Origin of the sequence: Altererythrobacter sp. B11, from assembly GCF_003569745.1 — a bacterium.
GTDB lineage: Bacteria > Pseudomonadota > Alphaproteobacteria > Sphingomonadales > Sphingomonadaceae > Croceibacterium_C.
Map to the genome: position 1 here is coordinate 1,215,001 of NZ_AP018498.1, position 17,808 is coordinate 1,232,808.

The following is a 17,808-nucleotide window of genomic DNA, read 5'->3' on the forward strand; positions in this document are numbered from 1 at the left end:
CGTGCGTGCCAGCGCGGCGCTGAACTTGCCGGCGATGGCCCGCGGCACCTGGAAGTGCGTCTCGCTCGCGGCGATACGGATCGCGCCCACTTCGCCCCGTGTGATGTGGCCGCGCCGGCACAGCAGCGGCAGGATCCAGCGCGGATCGGCATTCTGCCGCCGGCCGATATCCATGCGGAACCACACGACATCCTCGAAACCGGGGCGATGCCGCTCCTGCTGGGCGGCCCGGCGCGCTTCTGGCGTGTTCTCGATCAGCTCTTCGGGCTGGGGCATGGCCGCGCGATGCGACCGGACCAGCGCGGCGGCGATATCCTCGGGCGAGCGCTCTTCCAGCAAGCGGCTGGCCAGCGCACGGTCTTCCTCGTCGAATTCGACGGGCTGAAGCAGGGCCGCGAGCAGGCGTTCGCGATCCTGCGTGCGGATTTCGGCGGGCGAGGGGGCGCCGATCCATTCGGCCTCGATCCGCGCGCCACGCAGCATGGCTTCCACCCGCCGGCGGCGCGGATAGGGCACGATCAGCACGGCCGTGCCCTTCTTGCCCGCGCGGCCCGTGCGGCCGGAGCGGTGCTGCAGCGTTTCCGCATCGCGCGGAATTTCGACGTGAATGACGAGGCTGAGCGTGGGCAGGTCGATGCCGCGCGCGGCCACATCCGTGGCGACGCAGACGCGCGCGCGCCGGTCGCGCAGCGCCTGAAGCGCGTGGTTGCGTTCGGATTGCGAATGTTCGCCCGACAGCGCCACCACGGCGAAGCCCCGCTCCTGCAGCATGGCGTGCAGGCGGCGGACATTGTCGCGCGTGGCGCAGAACAGGATAGCCGTTTCCGCCTCGTGGAAGCGCAGCAGATTGACCACGGCGGCCTCGATCTCTGCCGGGGCTACAGTGACAGCCTGATAGGCGATATCGCCATGCCCGCGATCATCCCCCACGGTGGAGAGGCGCAGCGCATCGCGCTGATAACGCCGGGCCAGCGCCACGATCGGCTTCGGCATGGTGGCGGAAAACAGCAGCGTGCGCCGTTTGGCAGGCGTGGCATCGAGGATTTCCTCGAGATCCTCGCGGAAGCCCATGTCGAGCATCTCGTCCGCCTCGTCGAGCACAACCGCCTTCAACGCGGAGAGATCGAGCGCGCCGCGTTCCAGATGGTCGCGCAGGCGGCCGGGCGTGCCGACCACGATATGCGCGCCGCCCTGCAGGTTCCGCCGCTCGCGCGAGGCATCCATCCCGCCCACGCAGGTGGCGATGCGCGCGCCGGCCCTGGCATAGAGCCAGGCGAGCTCGCGGCTCACCTGCAGCGCCAGTTCACGCGTGGGGGCGATCACCAGCGCCAGCGGGGTCAGCGCGAACGGCAGCTTGCCCTCCGCATCCAGCAGATCGGAGGCGAAGGCGAGGCCGAAGGCCACGGTCTTGCCCGATCCGGTCTGCGCGGAGACGACAAGGTCACGGCCCGCGGCTTCGGGCGAAAGTACGGCCGCCTGCACGGCGGTGGGGGCGGCATAGCCCCGCTCGGTAAGCGCCTCGGCAAGCACGGGCGGAAGATCGGTAAAGGTCATGATACTCACAAACAGTCCGGGCCGCTTCGGCGGCCGGGGGATTTTCAAAGCGATTGTGCGGCAGCCCATCCGCTGGACCAGGCCCACTGGAAGTTATAGCCGCCCAGCCAGCCGGTCACATCGACGGCTTCGCCGATCGCATACAGCCCCGGAACGCGTTTGGCTTCCATTGTTTTCGAAGAAAGTTCGGCGGTGCTGATCCCGCCGGCCGTTACCTCCGCCTTGGCGAAGCCTTCGGTTCCGTTCGGATGGAAGCGCCACTGCGCCAGCCGCGCCTCCGCTTCGCGCAGTCGCGCATCCGTGGTGTTCGCCAGCGTGCCATCGATCCCAAGCCGTTCGGAAAGCACTATGGCCAGCCTATCGGGCAATGCGCTGCGCAGGACCGCCCTGACGGTCGCTTGCGGCTGCGTGCGTTTCGCCTCCACCAGCCATCCGGCCGCGCTGTCGGGCAGGAAGTCGATGCCGATGGGCTCTCCGTGCCGCCAGTAAGACGAGATCTGCAGGATAGCCGGGCCCGACAGGCCACGATGGGTGAACAGTGCCGCCTCCCGAAATGCGGCCTTGCCGGCGGTGGCGATGACCTCCGTGGCGACGCCCGAAAGATCGCGGAACAGCGCTTCGCCTCCGCCCAGCGTCAGCGGCACCAGGGCCGGGCGCGGCTCCACCACCTTCAGGCCGAACTGCCGGGCAAGGTCATAGGCGAAAGCGGTGGCGCCCATCTTGGGAATGGAAGGGCCGCCGGTGGCGATCACCAGTGCAGGGGCGGCAAAGGCGCCGCGCTGGGTGGTGACGGTGAAGCGGCCATCGGCATGGCTCACGGCGGTGATGCCATGGCCGCATTCCACTCGCCCGCCGCTCTGCTCCGTCTCTCGCAGCAGCATCTCGAGCACTTCGCGCGCGGAGCCGTCACAAAACAGCTGGCCCAGCGTCTTTTCATGCCAGGCGATGCCGTGCGCTTCCACCAGCGCGAGGAAATCCGCGGCCGTGTAGCGGCTCAGCGCCGAGAGGGCGAAATGCGGATTGGCCGAGAGATACCGCTCCGGCGTCGCCTCCAGATTGGTGAAATTGCAGCGCCCGCCGCCGGAAATCAGGATCTTCTTGCCCGGCCCCTCGGCGTGGTCGAGCACCAGCACGCGCCGACCGCGCTTGCCCGCTTCGGCGGCGCAGAACAGCCCGGCGGCCCCGGCACCCAGTATGATCGCGTCGTATTCGCTCATGCCGGGCGCTTAGTCGATTTGCGGTGTCTGTGCGCCCCTTAATAGCGGGGCGCCGGTTGCCGGACGTTGCGTTCCGCCATGCCCTTGGAACACGCTGGAACAGGGTTCATGCCAAAAAATTCCTTTGCCAAACCATGGACTTGCAAAAGGGGCGTGGGGGCGTGGGGGCGCGGAGGGGGCGGATCGACATCGCACCATTCAGCAGCACCACCGGAAGGTAGGAAAGCCCGCCGCTGTCTCGGGAGAGATTGCCGCCGTGTGCGCCACCGCGCTGCAGCTTATGCGACAAATGGATACGAACGCCCCATTGACGAGCTTTCGCAAACGCAGCATGCGCCGGGACTGGCAATGGCGCGAACCGCTGCGCGCCTCGGCCGGGCTGAACGCTCGCTTCGCGCTGGCCTTTGTCCGATCGTTTGACAGGAGGTCCAGCATTTTCCGCAAGCTGTCGCACTGCCTGATACGCTTTCCCTCGCTCGATCCCCTCGTTCGCCTGGGTGCGGCTTTACGCGCGATCAACCTGCGCACGTCCTCCGCATTTGCGGCCGGGCCGCTTGTGCTGGCCCTCTCGGCCTGCTCCGGCGGCGACCAGCCGCCTGCGCGCCCCGCGCCGGAGGTCGGCTATGTGGTCGCAAAGGCGTCGGCAGTGCCGATCCCCGTTTCGCTGTCCGGCCGGACGGTGGCCTATGAAACCAGCGAGGTGCGGCCGCAGGTTACCGGCATCATCCGCCGCCGCCTGTTCGAAGAAGGCGGGCTGGTGCGTGCCGGGCAGCCGCTCTACCAGATCGACGACCGGCTGTTCGTGGCGGCGGTGAACCAGGCGGAGGCCAATCTTGCCAGCGCCAAGGCCACGGCCGAAGCGGCAGAGGCACGCGCCAAGCGTTATCGCCCGCTGGCCGAGATCGAGGCGGTGGCGCAGCAGGATTATACCGATGCGCAGGCGCAGGCACGCGAGGCACAGGCCGCCGTGGCGCAGGCTTCCGCCGCGCTGCAGACGGCGCGGGTCAATCTGGCCTTCACCAAGGTCGCCGCGCCGATCAGCGGGCGGATCGGCCGTTCGCTCCAGACCATCGGTGCGCTGGCCAGCGCCAATCAGGCGGAGCCGCTGGCGATCATCCAGCGGCTGGATCCGATATTCGTCGACATGCAGGAATCGAGTTCCAACATGGTCGCGCTGCAGCAGGCGCTGGCGAAAGGGCGGTTGCAGCCTGGCAGCACCAGCGTGCGGCTGAAGCTGGAGGATGGGGGCGAATACCCGTATCGCGGGACCGTGCAGTTTTCCGAAGTCACCGTGGACCAGAGCACGGGCACGGTGACGCTGCGCGCGCGCTTCCCCAATCCCGACGGACTTCTGCTGCCCGGGATGTTCGTTACGGCGACGTTCGAACAGGCGGTGCAGCCATCGGCCATCCTCGTGCCGCAGCCGGCAGTGCAGCGCGATTTCGACGGTTCGGCCTTCGTCTATATCGTGGATGCCGAGAACAAGGCGAAGCGGCGCAAGGTCTCTGCGGAGCGGACCCAGGGCACCGACTGGGTGATTACCAGCGGGCTCAAGACCGGGGACAAGGTAATCACGCAGGCGCCCTCCACGCTGCGGCAGGATACCGAAGTGCGCGCCGTGCCGCAGGACACCCCGCAGCGCGTGGGCGCACCCCAGGGCGCGAAGCCGGGCTGAGACAATGTCGCGGGTATTCATCGACCGGCCGATTTTCGCCTGGGTGCTGGCGATCATTGTGATGTTGGCGGGGCTGGGTGCGCTGCGCGCCCTGCCGATCGAGCAATATCCCGACATCGCGCCGACCAACGTCAACATCAACGCGAACTATCCCGGCGCCTCGGCCGAGACGGTGGAGAACAGCGTCACCCAGGTGCTGGAGCAGCAGCTCACCGGGCTGGACGGCATGCTCTATTTCAGCTCGCAATCGAGCTCGCGCGGGCAGGCCAGCATCACCGTCACCTTTGCCAAGGGCGTCGATCCCGACATCGCGCAGGTGCAGGTGCAGAACAAGATCCAGACCGCGATACCCCGTTTGCCGCAGGATGTGCAGGCGCAGGGCGTGCGGGTGACCAAGTCGAATGCGGACACGCTGCTGCTCGTCGCCGTCTATGACCTCACCGACACGCGATCCTTCCAGGACGTGTCGGATTATCTCTCATCGAACATCCAGGATCCGCTCTCGCGCGTGGAGGGCGTGGGCGATGTGAATGTGTTCGGCGCGCCGCATGCCATGCGCATCTGGCTCAACCCCAATCGGCTGGCCGCCTATTCGCTGATGCCGGGCGATGTGATCGACGCGATCCGCACGCAGAATTCGGAAGTTGCCGCCGGCGACGTGGGCGGCTTGCCCGCGCCGGAGGGACAATTGCTCAGCGCCACCGTAACTGCGCAGTCACGGTTGCAAACGCCCGAACAGTTCCGCGCGATCGTGCTCAAGACGCTGAGCAACGGCTCCAGCGTCACCGTGGGCGATGTGGCGCGGGTGGAAATCGGCGCGCAGAGCTACACCACGATCCTGCAGATGAACGGCCATCCCGGCGCGGGCATGGCGATCCAGCTTTCGCCCGGATCGGACGCGCTGCGCACCGCCGATCTGGTCAAGGCGAAGATGGATGAACTGGCGCAGTCGCTGCCGGACGGCATGGAATATGCCTATGCCAACGATGCCACGAGTTTCATCCGCCTTTCCGTCAGCGAGGTGCAGAAATCGCTGCTGGAAGCGGTGGTGCTCGTCGTCATTGTCATGTTCGTCTTCCTGCAGAGCTGGCGCGCGTTGCTGGTGCCGGCGATCGCCGTGCCTGTTGTCCTCCTCGGCACGCTGGCCGTGTTCTATCTCGCGGGCTTCTCGCTCAATACGCTGACCCTGTTCGGCATGGTGCTCGCCATCGGCCTGCTGGTGGATGACGCCATCGTGGTGGTCGAGAATGTCGAGCGCCTGATGGAAGAGAATCCCGGGATGACCGCCCGGGAAGCGACGATCGAATCCATGGGCGAGCTGCAGGTGGCGCTGGTTGCCATCGCGCTGGTCCTTTCCGCCGTGTTCCTGCCCATGGCTTTCTTCGGCGGCTCCACCGGCGTGATCTATCGTCAGTTCTCCGTCACCATCATTTCCGCCATGGTGCTTTCGGTGATGGTAGCGCTGGTGCTGAGCCCGGCGATCACTGCCACGCTGATGAAGCCGAAGAAGGCGCGGGCGGAGCATGTGGAGGGCGCGCCGCGGAGCCGCTTCGCCGGCATCCAGAGGGTGCTTTACCGCGCGCAGGACGGCTTCAATCGCAATTTCGAGCGGCTGGTGGAGCGCTATCTGCGCGCGGTGCGTGCGGTGGTGGACCGCAAATGGCTGTTCATCGGCATCTACCTCCTCGTCGTGGCAGTGCTGGTGCTGCTGTTCCTGCGCCTGCCCGGGGGCTTCCTCCCGAACGAGGATCAGGGGCGGGTGATGATCCAGTATCGCCTCCCCGCCGGCGCGACGCAGACACGCACGCTGGAAGTGCGCGACAAGATCTACAAATATCTCCGCGAGAACGAGGGGGCGAACACGGATTCGATCTTTCTTGTGGCGGGCGGCGGCACCTCCGGCCAGAACAGCGGGCAGGGCTTCGTCAATTTGAAGCACTGGGACGATCGCCCGGGGGCGGAAAACACCGCGGCGGCAATCTCGCAGCGCGCGACCATGGCCTTTTCGGGCCTGCGCGATGCGCAGGTGTTCACGCTGGTGCCCGGCGCAGTGCGCGGGCTCGGCAGTTCCGCCGGCTTCGACATGCAGTTCCAGAACGTCAGCGGGATGAGCCACGAGGCTTTCCTGAAGGCGCGCGACGAGTTGATCGCGGCGGCCAATGCCGATCCCCGGCTGGCGCAGGTGCGCGAGAGCGAACTGCCCGATGAAGCGACGCTGAAGGTCGATCTCGACACCCAGCGGCTGACCGCCTTCGGGCTTTCGCCCAATGATGTGAACACCACTCTCTCCGCCGCATGGGGCGGGCGCTATGTGAACGACTTCATCGACAAGGGCCGGGTGAAGCGCGTTTACGTGCAGGGCGATGCGCAATACCGCGCCGCGCCGGAGGATCTCTCGCAATGGTTCGTCCGTTCGAGCGATGGCGGAATGGCGCCGTTTTCGGCATTCTCCACCCTCAGCTGGGCGACCACGCCATCCACCACCGGCCGTTTCCAGGGCGTGCCCTCCTTCGGGATTTCCGGGCAGGCGGCCCCGGGCGTGAGTTCGGGCCAGGCGATGGACGAGATGGTCCAGCTCGCCAGCCGCTTCCCGGGCACGGCTGTCGCATGGTCGGGGGCGTCCTATGAGGAGCGCCAGTCTTCGGGGCAGGCGCCGCTTCTCTATGCGCTGTCGCTGCTGGTGGTGTTCCTGTGCCTTGCGGCGCTTTATGAAAGCTGGTCGATCCCCGTGGCCGTGCTGCTGGTGATCCCGCTCGGGCTGGTCGGCGCGGTGTTCGCCGCCACTCTGCGCGGGCTGGAAAACGACGTCTTCCTGCAGATCGGCCTGCTGACGACGATGGGCCTTGCTTCCAAGAACGCGATCCTGATGATCGAATTCGCGGAACAGGAAGAGAAGAAGGGCGCGCGGATCATCGATGCCGTGGTCACTGCGGCCAGGATCCGCCTGCGGCCGATCCTGATGACCAGCTTCGCCTTCATCTTCGGCGTGCTGCCGCTGGCAATTTCCACCGGTGCGGGCGCAAACAGCCGCATCGCCATCGGCACCTCGGTGATCGGCGGCATGCTGACGGCGAGCCTGCTGGCCGTGTTCTATATCCCGCTGCTGTTCGTCCTGGTGCGGCGCGGCACCCGCGATACGCTGAAGGCGCTGCACCAGCGCTTCCGCCGCCGGCGGGACGGGGAGGCGGCCGCCTGATGCGCGGGCTCGTCGTTCTCCTGCTTGGCACCGCGCTGGCGGGCTGCTCGCTCGCGCCCGACTATGCGCGGCCCCAGGCGCCGGTGCCGGAAAGCCTGCCGACCGGCGATGCCTATCTGCGCCAGAGCGAAGAGGCGCTGCCCACGGTGACCTATCGCGACGTGTTCCGCGATCCGCGCCTGCTGCGCCTGATCGGGCAGGCGCTGGAGAACAATCGCGACCTGCGCATCGCAGCCGCCAATCTGGCGGAGGCGCGGGCGCAGGTGCGCGTGACGCGTGCGGCGCAGTTCCCCGCGCTCGCGGTGGGCGCCTCCACCGATTATCGCGATCAGGGGGTGCAGGAGGGGCAGACCTACGCTCTGCAGGGCGGCATCTCCAATTTCGAGCTAGATCTGTTCGGCCGGCTGGCCAATGCCACGGCCGCACAGCGGGAACGCGCGCTGGCGACCGAAGCGGCGGCACGCACGGTGCGGATCGGCCTGGTGGGCGACATCGCTTCCACCTGGGCGACCTATGCGGCGGATCGCGACCTGCTGGAGATTGCGCAGGAGACGGCCAGCAATGCGCGCCGCAGCGTCGAGCTCACCCGGGCGCGGCTGGAAGGCGGCATCGCCCCGCGCACCGATCTGCGGCAGGCGGAGCAGGTGCTGGCGACGGCCGAAGGCGATCTGGCGCAGCAGACCGCAGCTCTCGCTGAAGACATAAACCTGATGCAGCTACTGGTGGGGGCGCCGTTTGACCGCGCCCTGCTACCTTCGGGGCTGGGAGAAATTGCCGAGACGATCGCCACGCTCCCGGCCGGCACCAGTTCAGATGTGCTGTTGCGGCGCCCGGACGTGATTCAGGCGGAATATCTCCTGCGTGCGGCCAATGCGGATATCGGCGTGGCGCGCGCGGCGCTGTTCCCTTCGATTTCGCTCACCGGCTTGCTGGGCGCCGCCAGCGGAGCGCTGGGGGATCTCTTTACCGGCGATGCCTTTGGCGTGACCGCCACCGCCAGTGCCAGCGCCACGGTCTTCGACGCCGGTGGCCGCCGCGCCAATGTTGCGGCCACCCAGGCGCGTCGCGATGCCGCACTCGCCAGCTATGAGCGGGCGATCCAGACGGCATTTCGCGAAGTGTCCGATGCGCTGGCGACCCAGGGGACGATCGGAGATCGGCTGGCGGCGGCACGGCGCAACACCGATGCAGCGGCGGATACCGCGCGGCTGACCGAGGCCCGCTATCGCGGCGGGGTGGACAGTTTCCTGGCCAATCTGGTCGCGCAGCGCAGCCTCTATACGGCGCGGCGCTCGGAAGTGGCGGTGGCGCTGATCGGGCTGCAGAGCCGCATAGAGCTGTACCGCGTGCTGGGCGGCGATGCGGAGCTGGCGAGCCCGGCCACCGAACCCCCTCTTCCCGTGGCAGAGCCATAAGGCGGCTGGAACGGCGCCGCAGCGCTCCTATCTTGTCGGTGAAGCCAGCCGAGAAGGGGACGAGCGATGAGTGCGACGCGGATCGAAAGCGACACCATGGGGCAGATCGCTGTCCCGGCGGACCGCCTGTGGGGCGCGCAGACGCAGCGATCGCTGGAGAACTTCCGCATCGGTGAAGAGCGTATGCCCCGGCCCATCATCCGCGCCCTGGGCACGATCAAGCGCGCGGCCGCACTGGCCAATCGCCATCTCGGCCTGCTCGATCCGCGGCTGGAAGAGGCGATCGTCGCGGCGGCGGATGAGGTGATCTCCGGCGATCTGGACGAGGAGTTTCCCCTGGTCGTGTGGCAGACCGGATCGGGCACCCAAAGCAACATGAACGCCAATGAAGTGATCGCCAACCGCGCCAATCTGGCGCTGGGCGGGGAACTGGGGACGAAATCGCCCGTGCACCCCAACGATCACGTCAATATGAGCCAATCCTCCAACGACACCTTTCCCACGGCCATCCATGTCGCGGCCGCCATGGAAGTGGTGCATCATCTCGTGCCGGCGCTGGCGGCCATGCGCGACGAGCTGGCCAGCAAGGCTGCCGCGTGGAACGGCATCGTAAAGATCGGCCGCACCCATACGCAGGATGCCACACCGCTGACGCTGGGGCAGGAGTTTTCCGGCTATGCTCGGCAGGTCGCCGCGGGGATCGAGCGGATCGAGCTGACGCTGCCCGGCCTGTGCCAGCTGGCGCAGGGCGGCACCGCAGTGGGCACGGGGCTGAACGCGCCGAAGGGCTTTGCCGAGGAAGTGGCGGCCCGCATCGCCGATGCCACCGGCCTGCCCTTCGTTACCGCACCCAACAAGTTCGAAGCGCTGGCGGGGCAGGATGCGTTGCTGTTCTGCCACGGCGCGATCAACGCGCTGGCTGCCGCGCTCTACAAGATCGCCAATGACATCCGGCTGCTCGGGTCCGGCCCGCGCTCCGGCCTCGGCGAGCTCGCCCTGCCGGAGAACGAACCCGGCAGCTCGATAATGCCGGGCAAGGTGAATCCCACCCAGTGCGAAGCGATGACGCAGGTCTGCGCGCAGATATTCGGCAATCACGCCGCGCTGACCTTTGCTGACAGCCAGGGGCAGTTCGAGCTCAATGTCTATCGCCCGGTCATGGCGTACAACTTCCTCCAGTCGGTGCGGTTGATGGGCGATGCTGCGCGCAGCTTCACCGCCAATCTGTTGCAGGGGCTGGAGCCGCGTAAAGACAACATTGCCCGGGGCGTCGCCAATTCGCTGATGCTGGTGACGGCGCTGGCGCCGGAGATCGGCTATGACCGCGCGGCCGCGATCGCGAAGAATGCGCATAAGCAGGGCATCACGCTGCGCGAAGCCGCCGTCGCCAGCGGGCATGTGACCGAGGAGGATTACGACCGGATCGTCCGTCCGGAAGACATGATCGGGCCGGGCTGACGGATCATCTTTCCGGTGTGCGCCCGCCCATTGGTGCAGATTTGCAACGGTGGCTTCTTGTCATAAGTCTGCAGCAAATCTGTCGCGGCAGCTTCATCACCCCACCATAGGGGCGCTCCATCTTTGGATGGAGGGCACCCCGGATGAAACTGAACCGCTTGCTGCTTGCGAGCAGCGCATTTGCTGGCGCGCTTGTTACCACCCCCGCTCTGGCGGGCGATGTGATCGGCGTGGTCGTGGACGATACCGACACCGTGGCGCTGGAATCCGCCAACATCCGCGTGGTGGAACTGAACCGCGCCACGACCAGCGAGCGTGACGGCAGCTTCCGCTTTCCCGATCTTCCGGCCGGCACTTACACGCTGGAAGCGAGCTATGTGGGGGCCGAGCCGCAGATCCTGACCGTCGACGTGCCGGAGAAAGGCGCCGTGCGCGCCGATTTCGCGCTGGGCGGTGTCGGCAGCGCGCCGGCCATTCTGGTTGTCGGCCAGACGGCCAACCAGGCCAGCGCCCTCTCCAGCAAGCGCGCCGGTGACGGCGTCAGCGACGTGCTGACGCGCGACGCGGTGGGCCAGTTTCCCGATCAGAACGTGGCGGAATCGCTGCGCCGCCTGCCCGGCATCAACGTGCTGAACGATCAGGGCGAGGGCCGGTTCGTCTCCGTCCGCGGCCTCGATCCCGAACTTAACGCCACCTCGCTGAACGGCGTGCGCGTTCCGGCGCCGGAGAGCGATGTCCGCTCGGTCGCGCTGGACGTGATTTCCTCCGAACTCATCGATTCGGTGGTGGTGAAGAAGTCGCTGACGCCGGACATGGACGCCGACACGATCGGCGCCTCCATCGAGATCAAGACGACGAGCGCGCTCGACCGGGTAAAGCCGCTTTACAAGGCCAAGCTGGAAGGCAGCTACAATGACTATTCCGGGGATGTGACGCCGAAGGGCAGCGTGGATATTTCCACGCGGCTGGGCGACGATGTCGGCGTTTCGGCGGGCGTGTCCTTCTACCAGCGCAAGTTCGAGACGGATAACAGCGAGTCCGAGGATTGGGGCCTCACCGACGACGGCGTCCTCTATGCGGAAAAGCTTGAATATCGGGACTATGACGTGGAGCGGAAGCGCTTCAACGCGTCGCTCGGCTTCGACTTCCGGGCCGGTGACACGACGACGCTCTTCGCGCGCGGCATCTACAGCCAGTTCGACGATCACGAATATCGCCGCCGCCTGACCTTCGACCTGGGCGATGCGGCCGATCCCACCGGCACCATGACCTCCGCCACCTTCTCGGCGGCCGATCTGGATGCCGATGACGAGGAAGAGATCGTGATCGAGCGCGACCTGAAGGATCGCCTCGAAAGCCAGAAGATCCGCTCCATCGTGCTGGGTGGCGACACCGATGCCGGCCCATGGAAGGCGGACTACTCGGTCAGCTGGTCTAAATCGAGCGAGCGTGAGAACGGCTCTATCGATCCGGCGGGCTATGCCCGGTCCTACGAAAGCGGCGACGATTTCGGTGTGACCTTCGATTACAGCGATCCGCGTTTCACCACCTATTCGATCACCTCGGGCGCGGCTGGGTTCAACGATCCGTCGGAATATGAATTCGACAAGCTGGAACGCACGACGCTGAGCGATGCCACCGACGAGGAGTGGGCGGTCAAGGCCGACATCAGCCGCCTGTTCGCGGGCGATGGCGGTGACTTCACGATCCAGGCGGGCGGCAAGATCCGCTGGCGCACCAAGCAGTATGACGCCAATATCGACGTGTTCGAAGCGGCCGATGATCTTACCATGGCCGATGGGGACATCCTCGGCGAACAGACCTATCGCCTGGCGGATCTGGGGCCGGTGATCGCCAAGAAGGATGTGTGGAAGGACTTCTTCTACGCCAACCAAGATCTGTTCGAACTGGACGATGGCGACACTTTCGAAGGCAGCAATGCCTCCGATTATCGCGCCGACGAGGATATCTATGCCGCCTATCTGCTCGGGCGCTGGGATTCCGATACGCTGCGCGTGATCGGCGGCGTGCGCATGGAGCACACCGAGAACAAGCTGACCGGCTACCTCACCGACCTCGACGAGGAAGAGGTGGTCGCGCTCAACTACGACCGCAGCTACACCGACTGGCTGCCGAGCCTGACGATCCGCTATTCGCCGACGCCGGACCTGATCTTCCGCGCCGCCGGTTCGAAGAGCCTCGTGCGGCCCAAGCTCTCCAATCTCGCCCCGCGCGCCTTGGTGGAGGACGAGGAGCTGGAAACCGGCAATCCGGAACTCGAGCCCTATGAGGCCTGGAACCTCGACCTCGCGGCCGAATATTACTTCTCCAGCACCGGCGGCATCACGGCGGGCTTCTTCTACAAGGACGTGAAGAACTACGTCGCTGAAGTGCAGCGCGAGGAGGACGGTGTTCTCGGTGGCAAGGAATATAGCCAGATCACGACCTTCGTGAATGGCGAGAGCGCCGAGATCTATGGCTTCGAGGCGAGCTACAGCCAGTCCTACACCTTCCTGCCGGCGCCCTTCGACGGGCTGCTGACGCAGCTCAACTACACCTACACCGATGCCACCGGCACCGTGTTCGAGGATGGCGATATTGGCGATCCGCGCGACATTCCGCTGCCCTCCGCCTCCAAGCACACGCTCAACGCGGTGCTGGGTTATGAGAAGGGGCCGCTCAGCCTGCGCGCCGCCGGTACCTATCGGTCGAAATATCTCGACGAACTGGGCGGCGAGGCGGAAGAGGATCGCTATGTCGACAATCACTTCCAGCTCGACCTGTCGGCCAAGTACCGCGTGACTCCGCAGGTTCAGCTGTTCGCGGAGTGGATCAACGTGAACAACGCCAAATACTATGCCTATCAGAACTTCGAAGGCGGCAACCGCCTGCTGCAGTATGAAGAATATGGGCCGACCGTGAAATTCGGCGCGAATGTGACCTTCTGATGCGCAGGATCGTCATGGCATCGGCGCTTGCGGCCTCGCTCGCCGCTTGCGCCGCCACTCCGCCGATCGCCGGTCTGCCGGCGGTCCCCGTCACCGCGTCCGGGGAGACGAAGCCCGTCGGCACCGCCAATGCCGACGCGGCGGACGATCCCGCGATCTGGCGCAATCCCGCCGATCCGGCCGCCAGCTATATCGTGGCGACGGACAAGAAGGCGGGGCTGCAGGTCTATGACCTTGCCGGCAAGCTGGTCTTCGCCGAGGAATCGGGGCGGGTGAACAATGTCGATCTGGCCGATATGGGGCCGGACGGCGTGATCGTGGTCGCCAGCGACCGCAACGACCTGGCCAATGCCCATCTGGTGATCTGGCGCCTGGACAAGGCCACGGGCCATCTGGCGCGGCTGGGCCGGGTGCCCGGCGGCACCGGCGAAGGCTATGGGCTGTGCCTGTGGAAGGGGGCGGACGGGCTCTACGCCTTCTCCGTGCTGAAAGACGGGACGGTGGAGGAGTTCCTGCTCTCGCTCGGCAGCGAGCCGGCCTCGCGCATGGTGCGCAAGATGAAGGTGCCGACGCAGGCCGAAGGCTGCGTGGTCGATCCGCGTGACGGCACGCTCTATGTGGGCGAGGAAGATGCGGGCATCTGGCGCTTCGCCCCCGGCGAGACGGCGGGAACGGTTGTGGCCCCGGCCGACAACAAATATCTCGTCGCCGATGTGGAAGGGCTGGCGCTGCTGCCCGATGGCGCACGGGGCGGCTATCTGCTCGCCTCCAGCCAGGGCGATAACAGCTACGCCGTGTTCTCGCTGCCGGACGTCGCGCCGATCGGCCGCTTCCGGATCGCCGCCGGCACATTCGGCGCGACCGAAGAGACCGACGGCATCGAAGTGATGGGAGGCAGCTTCGGGCCGGAATATCCCGAAGGTCTGTTCGTGGCGCAGGATGGGCACAACGCCCCGCAGGCACAGAACTTCAAGCTGGTTTCGTGGAAAGCGATCAGGGAAGCGCTCGGCCTGTGATCCTGTCGTAGCCGCGGCCTTGGCTTTGGCGCGCGGCCGTGCTTGGAAAGGGAGCAGAGGAGAAGCGCCCATGTTCACTGACCGCCGTCGTTTCCTGCGTGCCACCGGCAGCGCCTTCGCCGCGCTGGCGGCCAGCAGCTGCATGCGCGAAGGGATCGCGAGCACCGCACCGGGCGGCTTCAGCTATGGCCCCTTGCAGCCCGATCCGGCCGGTCTCGTCGATCTGCCGGCGGGCTTTTCCTATCGCATCATCTCCAAGCTGGGCGATGCGATGGACGATGGCGCCACCGTGCCGGATCGGGCGGACGGCATGGGCTGCTTCGATCTGGGCGGGGGCCGCATCGCGCTGGTGCGCAACCATGAATTGCAGGCCAAGCATGACAGCGGCGGGGCCCATGGCCCGGCCTATGACACGGTGGCACGCAGCCTGGTCCCGCTGCCGGGCGGCACCACCACCGTGGTGCTGGACGCGGCGACGCTGGCGGTGGAGCGGCAGTTCCGTTCGCTGAACGGCACGATTCGCAATTGTGCCGGCGGCACCACGCCCTGGGGCAGCTGGCTGACCTGCGAGGAAGATCTCTCCACGCCTAACGGCCGGATCAACAAGGTCCATGGCTGGGTGTTCGAAGTGCCCGCCGCCGCCACCGGCCCGGTGGACCCGGTACCGCTGAAGGCCATGGGCCGCTTCAACCACGAGGCGGCCTGCGTCGATCCGGCAACCGGCATCGTCTACATGACGGAAGATCGCGGTGATGGCCTGCTGTATCGCTTCATCCCCACGCATCCGGGCCAGCTGGCACAGGGTGGTGTGCTGCAGGCGCTGTCGATCCCCGGCGTGCCCGATGCGCGCAACTGGGATGCGCCCGCCGTTGCGGTGGGCGAATGGCAGGGTGCGCGGTGGGTCACGCTGAGCGATGTCGAAGCGCCGGAAGATGATCTGCGCCAGCGGGGCGCTGCCGCCGGGGCGACCGTGTTCGCACGGGGCGAGGGCATCCACATGGGCGAAGGGGAGCTGTATTTCTGCTGCACCAATGGCGGTGCGGCCCAGCTGGGGCAGATCTTCCGCCTCGCGCCGCGCAAACATGGCGCGGATGGGCTGCAGCTGTTCTTCGAAAGCGCCAGCCGCGAACAGTTCAACTATGGCGACAATCTCACCGTGGCGCCGAACGGCCATCTGATCGTGTGCGAGGATCAATATACCGATCTGGTGGAGAACCACCTGCGCGGCATCACGCCAGAGGGCACGGCCTACACGCTGGCCTTCCTGCACGACCAGACCGAGTGGGCCGGCGCCTGCTTCTCGCCCGACGGCAAGACGCTGTTCGTCAACCTCTACAGTCCGGCGCGCACGCTGGCGATCACCGGCCCGTGGACCGTATAGCGCCCCGCCTGCTATAGGCGGGACATGCCCTTTACCGATCCCGCCGTCGCCGCCGTCTTCGCCGAATATCAGGAGCGCCATCAGCGCGAGCGGGAACGGATGGCCACGTTGCCGCCGGGCGCCTTCGGCGAATTGCGGGATGAATTCCTGCTGCCGGTGGGCGCGGCGGTGGGGGATTTCCTCCACTCGCTGGCGGTTGCCCGCGCGCCCCGCCGCATTCTCGAGCTTGGCACAAGCTATGGTTATTCCACGCTGTTCCTGGCTGACGCCGCCCGCGCCTGCGGGGCGCGGCTGGTGACGGTGGATGTGGACCCCGACAAGCAGACCTATGCGCGCATCATGCTGGAGCGGGCGGGCCTTGCCGAGCATGTGGAGCTGCGCTGCGGCGACGCGCTGGAGATCATCGCCGCCGATGCGGGCGAGTGGGATTTGGTGCTGCTGGACATTTGGAAGAACCTCTATCTGCCCTGCTTCGAAGCGGTTTATCCGAAGCTGGCGGAGGAAGGCATCATCGTCTCCGATAACATGATCCAGCCAGAAAGCGCGCGAGAGGCGGTGCGCGCCTATCGCCGCGCCGTGCGCGAGAAGCCCGATCTGCAGACCACGCTGCTGCCATTGGGCAGCGGGATCGAGCTGTCGATCCGCTGGACCGCAGGCAACCCCAAGCTGTGAGCCGGCGCGCATCGGTGCTGTTCGTGTGCCTCGGCAATATCTGCCGTTCCCCGCTGGCGGAGGCGGCGTTTCGGGCCGAGGCCGAGCGGCGGGGGCTCGATGTCGAGGTCGATTCCGCCGGCACGGGCGACTGGCATGTGGGCGAGCCGCCCGATCCACGCGCCCGTGCGCTGGCCCGGGCTAAGGGCCTGCCGATCGACGATCTGCGCGCGCGCCAGCTGGCGGAGGAGGATTTCTACCGCTTCACGCATATCTTCGCGCTGGATGAGCAGAATCTTGAGGGCATTCGGGCACGGGCGCCGGCCGGTGTCGCTTGCCGCATCGGCCTGCTGCTCGATCTTGTGCCGGGGCGGGAAGGAGAGGCTGTGGCCGATCCCTATTTCGGTGAGGAAGCTGGTTTCGAAGTCACCTGGGCCGATGTCAGTGCCGCCGCGCGCGCCTTTGCCGAGCGATTGGAGCGGGAGTGAACTGGACCGCCGAGATCGCCCGCATCACCGGCAGCGCGGTGATCGGCGGGCGGCGGCTGGCTGGTGGCGACCTGGGCGGGGCGACGTTGGTCGAACTGGCCGACGGACGGCGGATCGTGGCCAAGGACGGCGCGCTGGCAGAGGCTGAAGGCGCCATGCTGCGCGCGATCGCCGAGACCGGCGCGCCGGCGCCGGCAGTGATCCATGCCGGCGGCGGCTTGCTGCTGATGGATCACGTGGAGACGGACGGCAGCGCCCCGGGCGCGAGCGGCTGGGCCGATCTGGCACGCGTGCTGGAGCTGCTGCATGGACCGACCGGCGAAACCTATGGCTGGGGAACGGATCACGCCTTCGGCCCGGTGGCGATCCCCAACGCCGCCAGCCCGAGCTGGACGGCCTTCTGGCGAGACAATCGCCTGCTGTGCCATCTTGATCGGCTGGGGCCGCGGCTAGGCGGGCGGCTGGAGCAGTTGGGGGCGCGGCTGGGCGAACTGATCCCCGAGCATCCGCCGGCGGCGCTGCTGCATGGCGATTTGTGGGGCGGCAATTTGCTGTTCAATGGGGGGCGCGTGGCTGCGCTGATCGACCCGGCCTGCTATCGCGGCCACCGCGAGGTTGATCTGGCGATGCTGACGCTGTTCGACCATCCGCCGGAGGAGTTCTTCGCCGCGCTCGATCTGGAACCCGGCTGGCGCGAGCGGTTGCCCGTCTATCGCCTCTGGCCGCTGCTGGTGCATCTGCGGCTGTTCGGCCAATCCTATCGCGGCGCGGTGGAGCGCGCCCTGGATGCCTGCGGAGTGTGAGGACGC

Annotated in this window: 12 protein-coding genes (1 of these 12 only partly in view); 10 read left to right on the top strand and 2 right to left on the bottom strand. The window is 66.8% G+C overall.

What is annotated here, in order from left to right:
* Both AEB_RS05790 and AEB_RS05795 read right to left on the bottom strand, forming a co-directional pair.
* A protein-coding gene (locus AEB_RS05790) for a DEAD/DEAH box helicase (RefSeq protein ID WP_119082329.1) crosses the window boundary here: on the bottom strand, positions 1 to 1,554 show its 5' portion. 204 nt of this gene lie to the left of the window's left edge; 1,554 of the gene's 1,758 nt are visible here — the first part of the coding sequence; it begins with the start codon at positions 1,552 to 1,554; its stop codon lies off the left edge, out of view.
* A 44-nt stretch (positions 1,555 to 1,598) separates the two neighbouring features.
* Positions 1,599 to 2,771, bottom strand: coding sequence for an NAD(P)/FAD-dependent oxidoreductase (locus AEB_RS05795; protein WP_119082330.1), 1,173 nt, complete (start codon positions 2,769 to 2,771; stop codon positions 1,599 to 1,601).
* A gap of 331 nt (positions 2,772 to 3,102) precedes the next feature.
* Between AEB_RS05795 and AEB_RS05800 the strand changes: the two genes are divergently transcribed.
* The 10 genes from AEB_RS05800 (at position 3,103) to AEB_RS05845 (ending at position 17,802) form a co-directional block, all read left to right on the top strand.
* The gene (locus AEB_RS05800) at positions 3,103 to 4,446 is read left to right on the top strand and encodes an efflux RND transporter periplasmic adaptor subunit (RefSeq protein WP_119082331.1); all 1,344 of its coding nucleotides are present in this window, start codon (positions 3,103 to 3,105) and stop codon (positions 4,444 to 4,446) included.
* Positions 4,447 to 4,450: 4 nt separating this feature from the next.
* Complete coding sequence (locus AEB_RS05805; RefSeq protein ID WP_119082332.1) at positions 4,451 to 7,642, top strand: efflux RND transporter permease subunit; 3,192 nt, start codon at positions 4,451 to 4,453, stop codon at positions 7,640 to 7,642.
* Positions 7,642 to 9,057, top strand: a complete 1,416-nt coding sequence (locus AEB_RS05810) for an efflux transporter outer membrane subunit (protein WP_119082333.1) — start codon at positions 7,642 to 7,644, stop codon at positions 9,055 to 9,057. The genes AEB_RS05805 and AEB_RS05810 overlap by 1 nt, the downstream gene beginning before the upstream one ends.
* 66 nt (positions 9,058 to 9,123) lie before the next feature.
* Positions 9,124 to 10,515, top strand: coding sequence for a class II fumarate hydratase (gene fumC, locus AEB_RS05815; RefSeq protein WP_119082334.1), 1,392 nt, complete (start codon positions 9,124 to 9,126; stop codon positions 10,513 to 10,515).
* A 143-nt stretch (positions 10,516 to 10,658) separates the two neighbouring features.
* Positions 10,659 to 13,463, top strand: coding sequence for a TonB-dependent receptor (locus AEB_RS05820; protein ID WP_119082335.1), 2,805 nt, complete (start codon positions 10,659 to 10,661; stop codon positions 13,461 to 13,463).
* Positions 13,463 to 14,479 (top strand): phytase, encoded by a 1,017-nt coding sequence (locus AEB_RS05825; RefSeq protein WP_119082336.1) that lies wholly within the window; start codon positions 13,463 to 13,465, stop codon positions 14,477 to 14,479. The genes AEB_RS05820 and AEB_RS05825 overlap by 1 nt, the downstream gene beginning before the upstream one ends.
* Positions 14,480 to 14,549: 70 nt before the next feature.
* Positions 14,550 to 15,860 (top strand): alkaline phosphatase PhoX, encoded by a 1,311-nt coding sequence (locus AEB_RS05830; RefSeq protein ID WP_119082337.1) that lies wholly within the window; start codon positions 14,550 to 14,552, stop codon positions 15,858 to 15,860.
* A 24-nt stretch (positions 15,861 to 15,884) separates the two neighbouring features.
* On the top strand, positions 15,885 to 16,532 hold the full coding sequence (locus tag AEB_RS05835) for an O-methyltransferase (protein ID WP_119082338.1): 648 nt from the start codon (positions 15,885 to 15,887) through the stop codon (positions 16,530 to 16,532).
* Entirely contained in the window at positions 16,529 to 16,999 is a 471-nt protein-coding gene (locus tag AEB_RS05840) for a low molecular weight protein-tyrosine-phosphatase (protein WP_119082339.1), read from the top strand. The genes AEB_RS05835 and AEB_RS05840 overlap by 4 nt, the downstream gene beginning before the upstream one ends.
* A complete protein-coding gene (locus AEB_RS05845) occupies positions 16,996 to 17,802 on the top strand; it encodes a fructosamine kinase family protein (RefSeq protein WP_119082340.1) in 807 nt (268 codons plus the stop codon). Before AEB_RS05840 ends, AEB_RS05845 begins: the two co-directional genes overlap by 4 nt.
* Positions 17,803 to 17,808: the final 6 nt, after the last annotated feature.